21 protein-coding genes are annotated in these 17,056 nt (G+C 70.1%); 14 read left to right on the top strand and 7 right to left on the bottom strand.

Going from position 1 to position 17,056, the window contains the following annotated elements:
• Window positions 1-3: 3 nt before the first annotated feature.
• On the bottom strand, window positions 4-948 hold the full coding sequence (locus ACWER9_RS13335; protein WP_452302085.1) for a TAXI family TRAP transporter solute-binding subunit: 945 nt from the start codon (window positions 946-948) through the stop codon (window positions 4-6).
• Window positions 949-1,314: 366 nt separating this feature from the next.
• Between ACWER9_RS13335 and ACWER9_RS13330 the strand changes: the two genes are divergently transcribed.
• The 4 genes from ACWER9_RS13330 to ACWER9_RS13315 are packed head-to-tail and all read left to right on the top strand — an operon-like array spanning window position 1,315 to window position 3,382.
• A complete protein-coding gene (locus tag ACWER9_RS13330) occupies window positions 1,315-1,713 on the top strand; it encodes a YbaB/EbfC family nucleoid-associated protein (protein ID WP_452302084.1) in 399 nt (132 codons plus the stop codon).
• Window positions 1,700-2,020, top strand: coding sequence for a type VII secretion target (locus ACWER9_RS13325; RefSeq protein WP_452302083.1), 321 nt, complete (start codon window positions 1,700-1,702; stop codon window positions 2,018-2,020). Before ACWER9_RS13330 ends, ACWER9_RS13325 begins: the two co-directional genes overlap by 14 nt.
• Window positions 2,017-3,177 (top strand): WXG100 family type VII secretion target, encoded by a 1,161-nt coding sequence (locus tag ACWER9_RS13320; protein WP_452302082.1) that lies wholly within the window; start codon window positions 2,017-2,019, stop codon window positions 3,175-3,177. Before ACWER9_RS13325 ends, ACWER9_RS13320 begins: the two co-directional genes overlap by 4 nt.
• A 1-nt stretch (window position 3,178) precedes the next feature.
• Window positions 3,179-3,382 carry a DUF4926 domain-containing protein gene (locus ACWER9_RS13315; protein WP_452302081.1) on the top strand — a complete coding sequence of 68 codons (204 nt, stop codon included), beginning with the start codon at window positions 3,179-3,181 and terminating at the stop codon, window positions 3,380-3,382.
• Between the two features lie 324 nt (window positions 3,383-3,706).
• Here ACWER9_RS13315 and ACWER9_RS13310 read toward each other — a convergent pair whose 3' ends face one another.
• Both ACWER9_RS13310 and ACWER9_RS13305 read right to left on the bottom strand, forming a co-directional pair.
• Window positions 3,707-3,958 carry a hypothetical protein gene (locus ACWER9_RS13310; RefSeq protein WP_452302080.1) on the bottom strand — a complete coding sequence of 84 codons (252 nt, stop codon included), beginning with the start codon at window positions 3,956-3,958 and terminating at the stop codon, window positions 3,707-3,709.
• Window positions 3,955-4,257, bottom strand: coding sequence for a DivIVA domain-containing protein (locus ACWER9_RS13305; protein ID WP_452302079.1), 303 nt, complete (start codon window positions 4,255-4,257; stop codon window positions 3,955-3,957). The genes ACWER9_RS13310 and ACWER9_RS13305 overlap by 4 nt, the downstream gene beginning before the upstream one ends.
• Window positions 4,258-4,452: 195 nt before the next feature.
• Between ACWER9_RS13305 and ACWER9_RS13300 the strand changes: the two genes are divergently transcribed.
• From ACWER9_RS13300 to ACWER9_RS13275, 6 genes are all read left to right on the top strand, one after another.
• Window positions 4,453-5,340 (top strand): helix-turn-helix domain-containing protein, encoded by an 888-nt coding sequence (locus ACWER9_RS13300; RefSeq protein WP_452302078.1) that lies wholly within the window; start codon window positions 4,453-4,455, stop codon window positions 5,338-5,340.
• Entirely contained in the window at window positions 5,333-5,539 is a 207-nt protein-coding gene (locus ACWER9_RS13295; protein WP_452302077.1) for a DUF397 domain-containing protein, read from the top strand. The genes ACWER9_RS13300 and ACWER9_RS13295 overlap by 8 nt, the downstream gene beginning before the upstream one ends.
• A 45-nt stretch (window positions 5,540-5,584) precedes the next feature.
• Window positions 5,585-5,920, top strand: coding sequence for a nucleotide pyrophosphohydrolase (locus ACWER9_RS13290; RefSeq protein ID WP_452302076.1), 336 nt, complete (start codon window positions 5,585-5,587; stop codon window positions 5,918-5,920).
• A gap of 222 nt (window positions 5,921-6,142) precedes the next feature.
• Window positions 6,143-6,619, top strand: a complete 477-nt coding sequence (locus tag ACWER9_RS13285; protein WP_452302075.1) for a hypothetical protein — start codon at window positions 6,143-6,145, stop codon at window positions 6,617-6,619.
• A 40-nt stretch (window positions 6,620-6,659) separates the two neighbouring features.
• Window positions 6,660-8,462: a glycoside hydrolase family 15 protein gene (locus ACWER9_RS13280; protein ID WP_452302074.1), complete on the top strand. Its 1,803-nt coding sequence runs from the start codon at window positions 6,660-6,662 to the stop codon at window positions 8,460-8,462.
• Window positions 8,459-9,295: an aldo/keto reductase gene (locus ACWER9_RS13275; RefSeq protein ID WP_452302073.1), complete on the top strand. Its 837-nt coding sequence runs from the start codon at window positions 8,459-8,461 to the stop codon at window positions 9,293-9,295. The genes ACWER9_RS13280 and ACWER9_RS13275 overlap by 4 nt, the downstream gene beginning before the upstream one ends.
• Window positions 9,296-9,474: 179 nt before the next feature.
• On the opposite strand, the gene ACWER9_RS13270 is transcribed toward ACWER9_RS13275, so the two are convergent.
• On the bottom strand, window positions 9,475-9,753 hold the full coding sequence (locus ACWER9_RS13270; RefSeq protein ID WP_452302072.1) for a hypothetical protein: 279 nt from the start codon (window positions 9,751-9,753) through the stop codon (window positions 9,475-9,477).
• A 125-nt stretch (window positions 9,754-9,878) separates the two neighbouring features.
• On the opposite strand from ACWER9_RS13270, the gene ACWER9_RS13265 reads away from it, so the two are divergent.
• Window positions 9,879-10,256: a hypothetical protein gene (locus tag ACWER9_RS13265; protein WP_452302071.1), complete on the top strand. Its 378-nt coding sequence runs from the start codon at window positions 9,879-9,881 to the stop codon at window positions 10,254-10,256.
• Between the two features lie 188 nt (window positions 10,257-10,444).
• Here the strand turns inward: ACWER9_RS13265 and ACWER9_RS13260 are convergent, their stop codons facing one another.
• Together ACWER9_RS13260 and ACWER9_RS13255 are read right to left on the bottom strand one after the other, a co-directional pair.
• On the bottom strand, window positions 10,445-12,514 hold the full coding sequence (locus tag ACWER9_RS13260) for a phosphocholine-specific phospholipase C (RefSeq protein ID WP_452302070.1): 2,070 nt from the start codon (window positions 12,512-12,514) through the stop codon (window positions 10,445-10,447).
• A gap of 45 nt (window positions 12,515-12,559) precedes the next feature.
• Window positions 12,560-13,507, bottom strand: coding sequence for an AraC family transcriptional regulator (locus ACWER9_RS13255; RefSeq protein ID WP_452302069.1), 948 nt, complete (start codon window positions 13,505-13,507; stop codon window positions 12,560-12,562).
• A 102-nt stretch (window positions 13,508-13,609) separates the two neighbouring features.
• Between ACWER9_RS13255 and ACWER9_RS13250 the strand changes: the two genes are divergently transcribed.
• The 3 genes from ACWER9_RS13250 (at window position 13,610) to ACWER9_RS13240 (ending at window position 16,239) form a co-directional block, all read left to right on the top strand.
• Complete coding sequence (locus ACWER9_RS13250) at window positions 13,610-14,440, top strand: NAD(P)H-binding protein (RefSeq protein ID WP_452302068.1); 831 nt, start codon at window positions 13,610-13,612, stop codon at window positions 14,438-14,440.
• Window positions 14,441-14,536: 96 nt separating this feature from the next.
• The gene (locus tag ACWER9_RS13245; protein ID WP_452302067.1) at window positions 14,537-15,577 is read left to right on the top strand and encodes an SEC-C metal-binding domain-containing protein; all 1,041 of its coding nucleotides are present in this window, start codon (window positions 14,537-14,539) and stop codon (window positions 15,575-15,577) included.
• Between the two features lie 167 nt (window positions 15,578-15,744).
• Window positions 15,745-16,239, top strand: a complete 495-nt coding sequence (locus tag ACWER9_RS13240; protein WP_452302066.1) for a DUF2231 domain-containing protein — start codon at window positions 15,745-15,747, stop codon at window positions 16,237-16,239.
• A 159-nt stretch (window positions 16,240-16,398) separates the two neighbouring features.
• Here ACWER9_RS13240 and ACWER9_RS13235 read toward each other — a convergent pair whose 3' ends face one another.
• Window positions 16,399-17,046 (bottom strand): DUF998 domain-containing protein, encoded by a 648-nt coding sequence (locus ACWER9_RS13235; RefSeq protein ID WP_452302065.1) that lies wholly within the window; start codon window positions 17,044-17,046, stop codon window positions 16,399-16,401.
• Window positions 17,047-17,056: the final 10 nt, after the last annotated feature.

Raw genomic sequence — 17,056 nt, 5'->3', positions numbered from 1 at the left:
GCGTCAGCGTTTGCGGTCGCGGAACCAGGCCGCCGCCCCCGGATGGAGTGGGACCGACGCGGTGGAGATTCCGGTACGCACATTGATCTGCCACGCCTCCGGAAGGGCCTCGGCGCCATCACGGCCAGCGGAGGTGATCGCCCCGGTGTGCCGGAAGACCGTGTCGGTGATGGCGTACACCAGATCGTCGGGCAGGTCGTCGCGCGCGAGCAGCACATTCGGTACGGCGACGGTGCGGGTCGCCGGAACCCCGGCATAGGCGGCCGCGTGGATCATGGCCGGGGCGTAGGGACCCGGGTACGCCGTGAAGAGCCGGTCTGCCTGCGCGTCCAACGGGATCAGCCGGATCGGGTGCCGCTGCGCCAACTCGGTAATGGCGGGCGTCGGAACACCTGTCAGCGAGAACATCGCGTCGATCGTGCCGTCTCGCAACGCCGCCGCCGATTCCGCCTGACTGAGGTTGCGGCCATCGGCTTCGAGCGGGCCGAGCTTCAGGACCCGCAACGACGTGAACTCCGTGCCCGAGTCGCGCGCACCGAGGGACACCTTCGTGCCGGCAAGGTCCCCGAACGCGCCGATCTCCGAACCGGCCATGACCACGAGATGCAGATGACTGTCGTAGAGCCGGCAGATCGCCGACAACCCACCGGGCGCGCTGCCATCGCTGGTGATCAACGCATCCAGGCTGGTCAACCCCAGGTGCACCTCGCCGGCCCGCAGCATCCGGATGTTGTCGGTGGACGCCCCGCTCGGCACCGTGGTCACCGTCGCGCCCGGCACCTGCTCGGAGATGTGCTCGGCCAACGCCCCACCGATCCGCCGGTAGACCGCCCCCGCCGGCCCGGTAGCCAGTCGCAGGTGGACCTCGTCCGCCTCAGGCCGCGGTGAGCACCCAAGTAGCAGCCCGCCGCCAGCCAACAACACCGCCCGCCGACTGACCAGCACCATGCCGAGATAATACGAACGCCCCGCCCGACCCCTCTTGCGCCCCGCCCCGCCCCGCCCCGCTGCGCCGATCTTGCAGTTTCGGTGGTCAAGATGCGCAGTTCTGCCCAATTCGTCGCGACAGAAAGTGCAAGATCGCGCCCCGTCACCTCGTCGATCATGGAGTTGTGGTGCCGGTTTGGCGTCGCCTCGGGGCCTTTGTCGCCCACCACAACTCCTTGATCGACGAGGTGACGGGGCTTGACGAACAGTCTGGCGCAACGCTCTTGGCATTGACGCTGGCGGGCATGCACGTAGCGCGACTGGTTGGTAGCGTGCCGGTGATGTCGGCCGGTTGTCGCCGGCAGTGGTCCCCTGGGGAGGGTCGACATGTGGGCGGACGACGCCGCACTCGACGCAGCGGAGCGCCGGCTCAACGAGTGGGAAACGTCGCTCGCCGAGCGGGCAGCACGAGCGAAGACCCTGTCGGCGACGATGCGCGATCTGACCGGCACCGCCCGCAACGCCGACCGGACCGTCGACGTCACCGTCGACGCGGCCGGCCTGCTGATCGACCTACGGCTCGACGAGCGCGTCCGCCAACACCCCGCGGCGCACACCGCTCAGCAGATCATGGAGACCACCACTGCAGCGCGGGCCGACCTGCTCCGACAGGTCAGGGAGGCCACCACGCAGTCGTTGGGCGACGACCCGAGCGCCCAGGCCATCATCGACTCGTACCGCACCCGTCTGATCCGCGACCAGGGATCAGACGATGCCCGCCGCTGAGGGCATCCAGGTCGACCCGGACGACCTGACCGCCCACGCCGCACGCCTTGATCACAGCGCCGCCAGTCTCGACACCGCCCAACAAGCAGGCCGACACGTCCGACTGGGCGCCGACGCATACGGGCAGCTCTGCGCCATGATGCCGGTGCTGCTCGACGGCCTGCAACGAACCCTTGTCGACGGCATCGGCGCCGCCGCCGCATCGATACGGGACACCTCCGGCAGGCTACGGGTCGGCGCCGACCGCTACCGAAGCTCCGACGCCCACGCCAAGCAGCTGCTCGACAGGGTGCGACAGCGCCCGTGACGTCGAACCCGCTCGTCGCCGCCGCTGCGGACACCCCGCCCAGCGCATGGGCAGGGGTGTGGATCTGCGAGGACATCGAACTCATCGCCCAGGGCGTCCGCACCGGTAGGTGGATCGACGGCAGCCTCGGCGTCGTCAGCGCGAGCCTGGATGCCCTCGCCCTCGTCTCCGACCCGGTCGGCGCCCTGCTCCAGTACGGGATCGCCTGGCTCATCGAACACGTCAAACCGCTCAGCGAAGCGCTGGACTGGCTCGCCGGCGACCCCGCTCAGATCACCGCACACGCCCAGACCTGGCGCAACGTCGCCGGCTCGCTCCGCGACGACGCCGCCGAACTGGCCCGCGCCGTGCGCACGGACGTCGCCAGGTGGGGCGGCAGCGCCGGTCCCGCCTACCGAACCTGGGCCTCCGAGCAGCAACAGGCCATCACCGGCCTCGCCCAGGGTGCCGACACCATGGCCGCGATCACCGAGGGCGCCGCCGGCCTGGTGGCCGCCGTCCGGCTCCTCGTCCGCGACGCCATCGCCACCTGCGTGTCCCGCATCATCGTGTACGCGGGCGAACTCCTCATCACCGGCGGACTGGCCGCACCGCTGGTCGTAGAGCAGGTCTCCACGCTCGTGGCGTCGTGGGGGGCGCGGATCGCGCGGCTGCTGCGTGGACTGCTGGCGAGCCTGCGACGCCTGATGCCGGAGATCCGCCGGCTCGGCGACCTCATCGAGAAACTCAAGCAGGCGCTGGGGCGGCTCCTGAAGCAGTCACCCGAACCGCAGAGACCTGACGGCCCAGAGCCGACAAAGATTCCACGTGATCCCACCGGACCGGACTTCACCACGGCCGAGATCGACTCGCGGAAGATCGCCGACTACGCCATGAACCCGGACCACCCTGTCGGGGGGCACAAGTATCGCGTCATCAACTCCGCCACCGGCCTCGGCCCAGATGACGCCAACGCAGTCTTGCAGCAGATCCGCGAAGGCGTACTCGCCGGTAAGCCTCTGCTGGGCAAGGCCGACGAGTTCGGCCAGCGGTGGAACGTGGACCTACCTCTAACCGGGCCAAATGGCACGATCATCGTGCGCACAGCCTGGATATTGAAGAATGAGACATCTGCACCTCGGATGGTGACCATCTCGTTCCCGCCCAAGGGAGAATGACATGCTAGAGCTGTACGACGTGGTCGAGCTTCGAGAAGCCATACCGTGGGAAGACCTGCCCGCCGGGGCAGTGGGAGCTATCGTCGATGTCTTCGACGGCCCCCCGCCTGTGTACGAAGTCGAGTTCACCGACACCGATGGCCGCACCGTCGCCATGGTCACGCTTCGGGCCGACCAGATAGTGCAGCGCAACGGCCACCGTTGATGAGTGGCGGACGGCGTAAGACGTCGTCTACCGTGCGCTGCCGGCGACGTCGAGTCTTGCCTGCCCGAACTGCGCGCAGCGGACCCTAAGGATGGTCTTCACCGCATAGCCTGCGCTCAATGCCAAGTGCGTCTTGCTCTGGTGTGACACCTGCACGGGTGGCATCCACATATGTCGGGCGCCTACTCCGGATGGAGTCACCGTCCAACAGATGGACCAGCCGCCCGAGGAACGCCACCCTCGCGTCCCTAACTACCGCCTGGTGACGTGAGGACGGAACGAGGACGGGGCCCGCAGCGACCTCGGCTAGAGCGGTTCGGCTGGTCAGCGGCCCAGGCGGCGGGAGCAGGCACCGTCATGGCCATCGCGGAGCAGGCAGCGCCGGCCGCCTGGCATTCGGAGGTCACAGAAGGCCCGGTGCCGGACGAGCTGGTGGTCCTCTTCGGAGACGGTGGTCTCCCCCGGGTCGATCATTGGCAGCACCAGCATCCACCGGCCGATGACCCGGGCCAGGCGCTGCGCGGCAGGCAGGTCGGGGGCGACGACGGGCAGGTGGACGACGTACCGCTGGCTCATCGCCCCTGGCCCCGCTCGTTGCGGGCGCGGGCCTGATCGGTCTGCCAACGACGCAGGCCGGCCTTGATCCGGGCGGTCTCGCGGCGGCTCTCGGCGAGCGCGGCGTGGACAGCGGCCATGTCGGCGGCGACCCGACCGAGGAAGGCGTACACGTCGTCGGGGTTCAGACCGCGACGTCCGAACCCGACCTGCGCGAAGCGGCGCTCACGCACCTGCCACGGCAACAGACTTGTATACGCGGCAGCGCGATAGGTCGCGCCGCCGCCGTTCGCGGATGATCCCTGGTTACGAGCGGTCATGTCCGTCCGCCTTCTTGGTCGTTTGCCCTGCCTCGGTCTGCCGCGTGCTGTAACCAGCCTGCGACATTCCGCAGCGGAAACGCAACGTTCTATACCGTGATTTCCCTGTTATGCATTGACTTTCTTTACTGAAACCCGTACGAGTTGCAGGAGTGGGTCACGCAGTGTTGCGTTTTGGAACCAGGGAGTGTGCGGATGCCCGAAGACGTTGGATCGACCGTGCCGCGTCGGCAACTCGGCCGGCTGCTGCGACAGTTCCGCAACGAGGCCGGCGTGACGCTCGACGCCGCCGCCGAGGCTCTCGAATACAGTCGGCAGAAGATTTGGCGCCTCGAATGCGGCCAGGGCTCGGTCCGGGTGCTCGACGTCAAGGCGATGTGCGAGCTGTACGGGGTGTCGCCCGAGATGACCGAGGCGATGCGCGGGCTGGCCGTCGAAACGAAGTCAAAGGGCTGGTGGCACGCGTACGGCGATGCGGTGCCGAGCTGGTTCGAGCTGTACGTGGGGCTTGAATCCGCCGCCGCCCACCTCCGCGAGTACGGCGAGAACCTCATCCCCGGGCTGCTGCAGACCCGGTCGTACGCATTGGGTTTGTTCCGACCCACAAGCCGGTTGAGCATCGAGGAGCGCGAGCGGGCGGTCGAGGTGCGACTGAAGCGTCAGAGTCTGCTCACTCGTCGGCTTCCACAGCCGCCACACCTGGACGCCATCCTCTCCGAAGCGGTGCTGCGTCGTGTTGTGGGCGGCCATACGGTGATGACTGGGCAGCTTGCTCGCCTGCTCGAAGCATTGGAGCTGCCGAACGTCTCGGTTCGCATAGCGCCACACGCGGCGGGGCCACATCCCGGTGCGGTCGCAGGCTCCTTTGTGCTTCTGGACTTCCCGGCCACGAAGGGCGGCCGGGCCGTCCCGGAACCGTCGGTCGTCTACAGCGAATCGCTGACCGGGGCACTCTACCTCGATAAGCCAGACGAGCTTCGGGCCTATGAAGACGTCTGGAGAGGTCTGGATGCCCTCGCCCTCGATCAGGCAGACTCAAGAGACATGATCAAGCGGATCGCTGGGGAGATGCGGCATGACTGACCTGACCGGCGCCGCCTGGCGCAAGAGCACCCGCAGCGGCGACAACGGCGGCAACTGCGTCGAGGTCGCCACCAACGTCCCCGGGATGGTCGCCGTGCGCGATTCCAAGGATGGTGACGGGCCAGCTCTTCGCTTCGAGCACCGCGCCTGGCTCACGTTCATAGCCGCCGCCAACTCGGTGGGCCTCGCCGACAAGTAAGAGCAGTCCAAAGGGCCCTCCCTGACGTCTGGGATGCTCCCATCCATGGATGACCTGACGGGCCGCGTACGGGCGTTTGCCGAAGAGCGAGACTGGCAGCAGTTCCACACGCCCAAGAACCTGGCCATGGCTCTCGCCGGTGAGGTCGGTGAACTGATCGCCGAGTTCCAGTGGCTCACACCTGAGCAGGCCGCAGCCGTCATGGCCGATCGAGAGGCCGGCGACCGGGTCAAGGCCGAGATGGGCGACGTGATGATCTACCTGACCCGGCTCGCCGATGTCCTCGGCATCGACCTGGTCGAGGCGGCGTCGACCAAACTGGAGGAGGTGGCTCGTCGCTACCCGGTCGACAAGGCTCGCGGGTCGGCGGCGAAGCGGTAGCCACTGGCAGCGTCACCATGGCGCTGAGGTCGCCGCTCGCCACCCTGCCGCCGACTCGCCGGGGACGTCTGGGCGAGCAGGTCAGCGGGACAGGCCCGGTGGCCTATGGTGAGAAATCGGACTGCCGGTGGGTGGTGTGCGGTCCGTGCTGTGGGATTCATGCTGTTCAGCCGGAGGGTGGACCGATGACCAAGAGCGCCCGCGGCGTCGACGACTGTTGAGATGGACTGGGCCGGATGGGCGTTGTTCGGGTTGGTCGCCACCGCGGCGCTCACTGCGGCGATGATCACCGCCCAACTGGCCGGTCTCACCCGGCTCGACATCCCTTTGGTGCTCGGGACCTTCGTCACCGCGGACCCCGACCGGGCCCGGGTCGTCGGGTTCTTCCTTCACCTTGGCGCCGGTCAGGGTTTCGCCCTGGGGTACGCGGCCACGTTCGCGCTGTTGCACCGCGCGGACTGGTGGATCGGGGCGCTGTTCGGGATCGTGCACGTCGGGATCGCACTGACGGTGATTCTGCCGCTGCTTCCCGGTGTCCATCCGCGCATGGCCTCGCAGCGGGCGGGACCGGCCAGCACGGCGGTGTTGGAGCCGCCGGGCCTGTTCGCCGTCAACTACGGCATCCAGACCCCGCTGGTCACGGCTGTCGTCCACGTCGTCTACGGGGTGTGTCTCGGGCTGCTCCTGCAAGCCAGGTGACCCGCTTGTCCCCGGCACGGCGCGTCGAGGAGCGATCTCCATGACCGGTGTGCCACCGATAAGCGACTACGGCCTGCTGGGCGACACCCGTACCGCCGCCCTGGTCGCGAGTGACGGCGCGATGGACTGGCTCTGCGTACCCCGCTTCGACGGCGATCCCCTGTTCGGCCGGCTGGTCGGGGGCCCGGACGCCGGGACGTTCCGGGTCGGCCCGGCCGGGCCGGCCACCGTCGTCGAGCGGCGGTACCGGCAGCACAGCGCAACCCTGGAGACCACCTGGGCGGTGGGCGGCGGCCGGCTCCGCCTCACCGAGGCGATGGTGGCCGAGGTCAGCGGTCGCCTGCTGCCCACGACACTGATCGTGCGACGGCTGTCTGCCGAGGAGGCTGCGGTCGACGCGGTGGTGGAGTTCGATCCCCGCCTGGGCGCACGGCACCGCCGGCCCCGAGCACAGCACCGGCGCCAGGGGCTCGTCTGTGAGTGGGGGGCGCTCGCGGTCGCGTTGCACAGCACGCCCACGCTCAGCATCGCCCCGGGTCGGCCCACCTCGGTCACGGTCCGGCCGGGACATCCGGTCACAGTCGTCCTGGCCGTGGCCCACCGCGAACCGGTGATCCACGTCGAGCCGACGGCCGCCTGGGACCTGCTCGTCGAGGACGAGGCCCGCTGGCGGGCCTGGGCTGCGGAGATCGACGAGCGGTTGCCGTTCCGGGAACACGTCGTGCGCAGTCTGCTCACCTTGCGGCTGCTGACCTACTCGCCGTCGGGAGCGCCGGTGGCCGCACCCACCACCTCACTGCCCGAAGATCCCGGCGGTGTACGGAACTGGGACTACCGCTATGTCTGGCCCCGTGACGCGAGCATCGGCGTCAGCGCCTTCCTCAGCGTCGGCAAGACCGACGAGGCACGCGGTTTCCTCGCGTGGCTGCTGCACGCCAGCCGACTGCAACGGCCACGCCTGCCGGCGCTGCTCACCCTGCACGGCCGGCACGTGCCAGCGGAGCGGGAGTTGCCCGGTTGGCCCGGCTACCTCGACAGCAGGCCGGTACGGGTGGGCAACGGTGCCGCCGGTCAGCACCAGCTCGACGGCTATGGCTGGGTGATCGACGCCGCCTGGGCGTTCGCCCAGGCCGGACACCGCCTCCCCGCCGAGACGTGGCGGGCGGTGCGCGGTTTCGCGGACGTGGTCGCCGGTTGTTGGCAGCAGCCCGATGCCGGTATCTGGGAGGTACGGGAGCCCGCCCAACACGTCCACTCCACGCTCATGGGGTGGCTCGCCCTGGACCGTGCGCTGGCCATCGCCGACACGCATCCCCTGTCGAAGGCTCAACGTCGACGCTGGCAGAGCGAACGTGATGCCATCGCCGCCGACGTCCGGACGCGCGGCTTCGACCCGACGGCGGCCAGCTACGTCCGCAGCTACGGCTCCCCGGACCTCGACGCGGCCCTGCTCGTCCTGCCGCTGCTGGGCATGGATGAGGCCGAGTCAACCCGGGTACGGGGCACCATCGACGCCATCCGGGACCGGCTGTCGGCCGGCGGTCCACTGCTCTACCGCTACCCGCCCGGACGTGACGGCCTCCCCGGCACCGAGGGCGCGTTCCTGCCCTGCTCGTTCTGGCTCGTGCAGGCCCTTGCCCGCACCGGGCGTCGCGGCGAGGCCGTCGAGCTGTTCCAGGCCATGGTCGACTACGCCAGCCCGCTCGGCCTCTACCCCGAAGAGGTGGACCCCGCGACGGGCGCCCACCTCGGCAACTACCCCCAGACGCTGACCCACGCGGCGCTCATCCAGGCCGCACTCGCCATCCGGGACGCCCCTACGCGGGTAGGGTTCCGATCATGACGATTCCCCATCTTGCGGCGGCCGACGGCACCACTCTGCCGGCGGTCGGGCTCGGCACGTACAAGCTGAACGGCTCGGCGGGCGTCGACGCCATCGGGCAGGCGATCCGGGCGGGCTATCGGTTGATCGACTCGGCGGTCAACTACGAGAACGAGGGCGCTGTCGGTCGGGCCGCGCGGTCCGCCGGCAACGTACGGGACGAGTTGATCGTCACCTCGAAGCTGCCGGGGCGGCACCACCGCTACGACGAGGCGCTGACCACCATCGAGGAGAGCGTGTTCCGCACCGGCCTCGACCGGATCGACCTGTATCTGATCCACTGGCCGAACCCGAAGGAAGACCGGTACGTGCAGGCGTGGCGGGCGCTGATCGAGGCGCGCGAGCGTGGGCTGGTGCGGCACATCGGGCTCTCCAACTTCCTGCCCGAGCACATCGAGCGGCTGGTGGCCGAGACCGGGGTCGCCCCGGTGGTCAACCAGATCGAGGTGCACCCGTACTTTCCGCAGCAGGAGGCGATCGACTACCACCGGGAGCACGGCATCCTGGTGCAGGGGTGGAGCCCGCTCGGCCACGGCAACGACCTCCAGCAGCACCCCGTCATCGTGCAGATCGCGACAGCGCACGGCGTCAGCCCGGCGCAGACGATCCTCGCCTGGCACGTGGCCCGTCAGGTGATTCCGCTGCCCAAGGCCGCGTCCCCGCAGCGGCAGGTGGAGAACCTGGACGTCTTCGGCATCAGGCTCACCGACGCGCAGGTCGAGGCCATCACCGCGCTGGGCCGCCCGGACGGGCGGCTCTCGGACCAGGACCCGGCGGTGTACGAGGAGTTCTGACCGACCCGACCCGCAGAACTGTCGGCGGGTCGGGAGAGCATGGGGCGTGCTCGACGGACTCGACGACATCGACTGGGCGCGGCTGGGCCACGCGTACGGCGCGGCCGACGACGTGCCCGGCCAACTGCGCGCCCTGCTCTCCCCGACCCGGCCACCCGCGACGAGGCCCTGGGTGACCTCTACACAAACGTCTTCCACCAGGGCAACCGGTTCGAGGCGAGCGCGTACGCGGTGCCGTTCCTGCTGGAACTGCTCGGCGATCCGGCCACCCCGGATCCGGCGGCGGTGCTCGGGCTGCTGAGCGTTCTTGCCGTCGGGTACGACGAGGGTTTCCTGCCGGACGGCTTCCCGGTGACCGAGTACCGCCGGACCGCCGAGGGCGGGCGTGAGCTGCTCGCCGCCAAGCCGCCACCGTGGACCGGCACCGACGAGTCGAAGAAGGAGTACGTCGAGTACACCTATGTCGAGTCGCTGTCCGAGGCGGATCAGGGTCGGCTGTGGGCGTACGTCGAGGTGGCGACCTACGACGCGGTGCGCGCCGGGGTTCCGGTGTTCCGCACCCTGCTGACGCACGCGGACCCGGGTGTGCGGACGGTCGCGGCGTACGCCCTCGCCTGGTTTCCGGAACGCGGGCCTGGCTCTGCGGCAACTCGGTCCGCAGCACGAGGACCGCGCCTTCGACGCGCTGCTGGGCCGGCTGCCCACGGTCAGCGGCGAGCGGTCGTTGACCACGCTGGGTGCGGCGCTGCGCCTCGCGTTCCCGGACGGTCCGGCAGCCGCCGGTACGCCGGTCGCGGCGTTGCCGCCTCGGCAGCGACGGCTCGCCGAGGTGCTGGGCCTGTCGACCGAGCCGTGGCTGATCGACGGGCAGGAGTTCGGCAACGTGTCCATGCTCGTCGCAGAGTTCGGCCTGCCGCGAAGCCGCGAGGCGATGCTTGCGTACCTTCGTCACGGAGCGTGACATCCGGACGAGCGGATAGGGCGGCGAGCGTTATGACTCAGAGGCATATTTATACCTGTGAGTCATAACGCTCAACGAGGTGTCCGCCTCCGACCGGCAATCGTCAGGGTGGCCCACAGCGGGACCGGCCGACGGCGGGAGGTGGGGGCGTCACCCGGGCCGGCAACGGGCCCGGGTGACGCCGTGGCTCAGACGAGCCCGCCGAGGGCCGGGTCGCTGATGCTCTCCTTGCCGTTCTCGACATGACCCGCGCAGCGGTACGCGAAGTCGGCGTCACCGGCAACGCTGACCGTCAGGTCGTACCAGCCGTGGGTGCGGGCCAGCGCCCACGTGGCGTGCTCGGTCACGCCGGGCCGCACCGACAGCGTGACCGGACGCCCGTGGTACCCGTCTCGGACGGTCACCTCGACCCGCTTCGACCCGCGGTTGGTGAGCGTGAGGGCGAGCTTGTCGTCCCGCTCACCGTAGGTGGGGGTGACGTCGAGGTGGGACCGACCATCGGTGAACCGGCGGAAGAACCCGTTCGGCCCGTGCACCGACAGGTCGTACCCGGAGGTGGCCGGCCAGGTGTCGCTCAGGTGCTTGCCCGGCTCGACGGTGTAGGTGCGCGGGGCGTCGGCGCTGCCCGCCTGACGGACCTGGAAGACCGCAGCGACCCCGCCGGAGTTGCGGAAGTCGATTCGGAACGCGTCGCCGCCGAGGTGCCCGTCGGCGTGCAGGGTGTACGGAATCGGCCGTGCCGGGCGTACCCCGTGCTCCTGCTTGGGTAGCCGCTGGTCCGCCGGCGGGACCGGCACCTCGTCGGGGTGCCGGACCAGGTCCTCGGGCTTGAAGTCGTCGGTGTCGGGCAACCGGACGTCGCGCGAGCGGTTCGGGTGCCGGAAGTCGAACGCCGTGGTCAGGTCGCCGACGACGGCGCGTCGCCACGGGGTGATGTTCTTCTCGATGAGGTCCGGCCGGCCGTGCCCGAACCGCGCCTCCAGGAACTTGATCAGTGAGGTGTGGTCGAAGACCTGCGAGTTCACGTAGCCGCCGCGCGTCCACGGCGAGACGATGACCATCGGCACCCGGATGCCGAGGCCGTACGGCCCGGCCGGGTGGTCGGCGTCGCCGGGGAAGATCTCGTTGGTGGTGGGCACGGTCGACTGCCCGTGCTCGCGGCCCTGCGGGGGCGTCGGCGGGACCACGTGGTCGAAGAAGCCGCCCTCCTCGTCGTACGTGATGAAGAGCGCCATCTTGCTCCACACCTCGGGGTTCGACGCGAGGATGTCGATGACCTGGGAGATGTACCAGGCGCCGAACGCCGGCCCCCAGTTCGGGTGCTCCGTGTACGCCTCGGGGGCGGTGATCCAGGAGACCTCCGGCAGGCGCCCCGCCTCGACGTCGGCGCGGAAGTCGGCAAGCAGAGCCTCCGGGTCGCGGCCCTGGGTGCGGATCTCGGTGCCGGTCTTGGCCCGGTCGGCAAGCGGCGTTCCGGGCTGCGCGTTCTGGTACGTGTGGAAGTAGAGCAGCGAGTTGTCGCCGTAGTTGCCGATGTACGGGTCGTTCGTCCAACCCCAGGACCCGGCGGCGTTGAGGCCGGTGCCGACGTCCTGGTAGATCTTCCAGGAGATGCCGTTGCGCTCCAACCGCTCCGGATAGGTGGACCAGTCGTAGCCGGCCTCGGCGTTGGTGATGACCGGGCCGCCGTCCTTGCCGTCGTTGCCGACCCAGCCGCTCCACATGTGGTAGCGGTTCGGGTCGGTCGGGCCCATCAGCGAGCAGTGGTAGCTGTCGCAGACGGTGAAGGCGTCGGCAAGCGCGTAGTGGTAGGGCAGGTCCTGGCGGGTGTGGTAGGTCATCGCCGTGACGCCCTTGTTCGGCACCCACCTGTCGAACCGGCCGTCGTTCCAGGCGGCGTGCCCGTCGTTCCAGCCGTGCGGCGGGTCCGGCAGGAACGTCTGGCCGAGGTCCTTCACCTCGGGGCGGAACGGCAGCAGCTCGTCGGCGCCGTTGGGTTGGTGCCACACGTCCTTGCCCGACGGCAGTGTCGCCGGATGGGGGTCACCGAAGCCGCGTACGCCGCGCATGGTGCCGAAGTAGTGGTCGAAGGAGCGGTTCTCCTGCATGAGGATGATGACGTGTTCGACGTCCTTGATCGTGCCGGTCCGGTTGTTCGCCGGGATGGCGAGCGCCTTGCTGAGGTCCGACGGGAGCGCCGCGCCGATCGCGGGGACCCCCATCGCCTTGAGGAACGTACGCCGATCCACAGTGCCCATAACTCCGCCTTTGTGCGATCTGGTCGAGAAACTGGCGACCGGACGCTACCGACGACGGGTTGACGGCAGATGACCGAAGTGCGTTGGTTCCGCGACCACTCGATGCCTGCTCGGGCTCATGCCGTGCACGCGTTTGAAGGCCGCGCTGAAGCCGAACGCATCCGCGTACCCGAGGTGACGCGCCACGGCGGCGACCGTCGCGGTCGACTCGGCGAGCATGTCGGCGGCCAGGGTCATGCGCCAGTCGGTCAGGTAGGTGAGCGGCGGTTCGCCCACCAGCGCGGTGAACCGCTTGGCCAGCGTGGACCGGGACACCCCGGCCTGCGCCGCCAGGCTGGCCAGGGTCCACGGTCGGCCCGGCGTGTCGTGCATGGCACGCAGCACCGGGCCGACCGTGTCGTCGCTCAGCGCGCGGTACCAGCCGGGGGCCTCGGCCTCCGGCTGGTCGAACCAGTCCCGCACCGTACACACCAACAACCAGTCCAGCAGGCGGTCCAGCACGACCTGCCGTCCGGGCCGACAGGCGTCGAGTTGGGCGTCCAGGTAGTCGCGCAGCGCCGCGCAGTCGTGGTCGTCCGGCACCACGAGCACCGGCGGCAGCGCGCCCAGCAGCCGCTGGGGCACCCGACCACGGACGTGGTACACCCCGACCAGCAGCACGAGGCGGTCGGTGTCGTCCGCACCCGCCGGGTCGACCACCCCGGTCCGGCCGCGCCGGACGTCCCGCAGTTCCCCGGGCTCGAAGCTCGACCGGGGTTCGGCGGAGAAGACGAACGGCGCCGGCCCGCGTACGGCGGCCGCCTCGCCAACCCGGACCAGGCGAGGCTTGTCGCTGTCCGGATGGGAGATCCAGCCCTCGCCCCGCATCGGGACGCAGAGCGTCAGCGGGGCGCCGTCGGTGAACCGCAGCGCCCACGGCGGCGTCAGCACCGACCGGCCGAAGGCCGCGCCGTCGGCGTGTACGCCGCGCAGCAGATTGTCGAACGGGTCCATGAACCGACGATAGAACGGTGAGCATCGACCTCGGACGATCGGACATGCCCGGCGTACGACAGCACATGTCCCGCCCACGGCAAGGCGCGTTGACTCGTGGTCATGACGACGGACGCACCTTCGACACTCGTGATGGCCGGGACCGGCAAGACCGGACGCCGGCTGGTCCAGACGCTGCGGGCGGCGGGTCACCACGCCAGGGCTGCCTCTCGCTCCGGTGAGGTGCGGTTCGACTGGTCGCGGCGCGACACCTGGCGACCGGCCCTGACGGGTGCCGCGGCGGTCTACCTACTGGCGCCGGAGGACCCCACGCTGGCCACCGACTTCGTGACGCAGGCCGTCGACTCCGGTGTCGGGCGGATCGTGGCGCTCTCCGGGCGTGGGATCGACCGGGTCGTCGACTTCTCCCCCAGCATGGTCGCCGCCGAGGAGGCGGTGCGGAAGTCCGGCGTCGAGTGGACGATCATCAGGCCGAACAACTTCAGTCAGAACTTCAGCGAGGACCTGTTTCGCCAACCACTGCTCGACGGTCGGCTGGCCCTGCCGATGGGCGCCACTCCGGAGCCGTTCGTCGACGCCCAGGACGTCGCCGATGTGGCAGCGACCCTGTTGACCTCGCCCGGTCACCACGAACAGGTGTACGACCTGTCCGGGCCTCACGCTCTGACGTTCGCCGCGGCGGTGGCGACGATCGCCCGGGTGACCGGCCGCTCGATCCGCTACGTGGAGCTCACCCCGGAGCAGTACCACGCCGAACTGCTCGCCGAGGGGTATCCGGCAGAGGCGGCCACGGCGCTGAACGCCCTGTTCGCCGGGATGCGGGCGGGCCACCTCGCGGAGCCGGCCGACGGGGTGCGTCGGGTTCTCGGGCGGGACCCGCTCGACTTCGACAGCTACGCCGCCCAGGCTGCGTCGTCCGGCGCGTGGTCGTAGTCCCCCCGGCGCGCGGTCGCGGCTCCGCGCGGTGTGAGAGCGGCGTAACAGGTGATCCGCCCGCATACTGCGCGTATCCCGACGTACCGTGAGATCGTGCCGACGAGAGAGACACTCACCAAGGCTGAGCTCGCCGAACTTCGCCGCTCCGCGCTCGGGACGGCCAATCCGCTCGGTGTCGCCGCCGACCTCGCGGAGGCCGTCGAGCAGGGCCGGCTGGAGGACCCGGACGATGCCGGGGACGCGCTGACCCTGGCCGCCGAGATCGCAGAGGTCCGGTCCCGGCCCGAGGCCGCGCTGCGGTACGCGGAGCAGGCCCTGGCGGCGTACCCGTCCGGCGACGATCCTCGGGCCGGGTTCGCCCGCGCGCTGCGGGCCCGCACGCTGTTCCGGGCCGGGGACCGCGACGACGAGGCGATGGCGGAGTTGACCGCGCTGCGCCCGTTGCTGCTCGTACAGCCCGACGCCCCCGCCTATGTGAGTGCCGCGCTGGACGTCGGTGGACGTTCGGCGGTCGCCGAGACGTGGCTGAGCGAGGCGGTCGACAGGCTGCTCAAAGAGCACGCGACCGCCGCGTCCGGGCCGGCCAGCACCGCGATCGACCCGGTGGTCGACCTCGGTCCGCCGGACGCGCCAGGTGTCGCCTTCTTCCTGTTGCAACAGCGGCATCGGGTACGACGGAACCTGAACCTGCCGCACGACCGGCAGGACGACCTGGCGGACCGGCTGGAGACCCAGCTCGTGCGGCGGGCCGGGGAGCGCAGGGACGCCGAGTCGGATCTGCTCTTCTGGCCACGGGCCGAGTTCGATCGCCTGCTCGCCGAGCATCCCGCCCTCACCGAGGTGTACGGGCCGGATTGGGACGCGCACCGGGGCCGACTGGAGACGGAGCTGGTTCGGCTCAGGGGCGCCGGTCAGGCCGGGTTGGGCGTGTTCGGCGCGACGGTCGCCGGGCTGACCGCGTTCGCCGGTCGACGTGGCGGCGACCCGGCCGACACCGGCGTTCGCGCGGGGTACGCGGCCGAGGTGTCGGCGCGGCCCAGCGCGCGCATCCCGTGGCCACCGGAGCGCAACGACGCCTGCTGGTGCGGCTCGGGCCTCAAGTACAAGAAGGACTGTCTGCCGCGCTCCCGGTAGCGGGGTGGCCCGCCGAGGATCCGCGCCCGGCCGGGCGGCCCTTCGGCCGCACGCACCCCTGGCGCGATCGGAAAGCACTGACGGCGGGGATGACATGATCGGCCTCGCCCGATAGCGTCGGTGCCCCGACGGAACCGTCGTCTGCCGCGCGCCAGAGGAGCCGCCCGATGTTCGAGGAGTTCATGGGCATCCCCGCCCACCCTCTGCTGCTGCACGCCGCGGTCGTGTTCGTGCCGCTGCTGGCCCTGCTGGCGGTCGGGTACGCGATCGTCGCGCCGATCCGGCCGCACACCCGCTGGGTGCTGGGGCTGCTCGCGGTGGGCGCGCCGGTCGCCGCTCTGCTGACCAAGCTATCCGGTGACGCCTTCCTCGAACGCATGCAGTCGGCGAACCGGGTCACCCCCGAGTTTCTCCCGAAGCTGCAGACGCATCAGGAGTTCGGTAACAACACGCTCTACGCGACGATCGGGTTGGGGGTCGTGGCGCTGGCACTTGTCTGGTTCGTCCCGCCGAAAGCCACCGACGCCGACACGGACCGACGGCCCGGCCGACCACTGACCCTGGCGTTGCAGGTGTTGTCGGTGGTGGCTGCCGGCGTCGCTGTCTATTACGTGTTCCGCACCGGCGACTCGGGGGCGAAGGCGGTCTGGGAGGGCCAGTGACGGTGGCCGTTCATCGGCGGCCGACCCGGTCGACGCCCCTGTGCACCTCGACGGCCAGGAACTCGTCGACGCTGATCGCGGTCGGAACGGTTACCGGCTGCTTCGCTGTGGCCATGACGCGATGCTGTCACCTACCTACGACGAGAACCGCCGCAGCCGTCAGGCAACCTCGTCGCGTGTCCGCCACGAGAGCGCCACGAGCCAACCCGAGATGAGCACCGCTCCGACGGCGAAGCGGATGCTCGCACTCCCCTCGCTCCAGGGCAGAGCGGTGAGGACGAACGCGGCGGCAGCGCTGGCGGCGCTGTAGAGCGCCCAGGTCCGTTCCCCCTCGCCGGCGAACCGTCGAGCGACAAGCAGGCCGGCCGCGATCAGCGACAGGAACGCGGCCGCGCCGCACACGGTATGCAGGACGTTGCCCACGCTGACCTGCTCGGGCAGGCCCTCCGGGGCACCTGCTGGCCAAGCGAGCCCGGGATCGGGGACGAAGATCCCGCCGCCGACCATCGCCACCCCGTACACGCCGACCAACACCGGGACCACCGTTCCGGCCCGGCCCGGTCGCAGCGCCTGCCACAGGCCCAGTGCGAAGGCGACGGCCAGCACGCCGGTGCCCACGAACGCGGTGACCTGCAACCAGCCGAGGTCACCGAGGGTGAGTGAGCTGACCGCGTGCCTGCGCAGGTCGAATCCGGATCGGGTGAACGCCTGTCCGAAGGACACAGCAGGGAAGAGCAGGCCGGCGGCCGTGCCACAGCCCAGCAGGAAACGGGGTCGGTTCGGCCGTGTGTCGGCAACGGACGTCATGGGTGTGCCT

The sequence above is a fragment of the Micromonospora sp. NPDC003944 genome, assembly GCF_053605225.1.
This window is presented reverse-complemented; position numbering and strand designations above follow the sequence as displayed.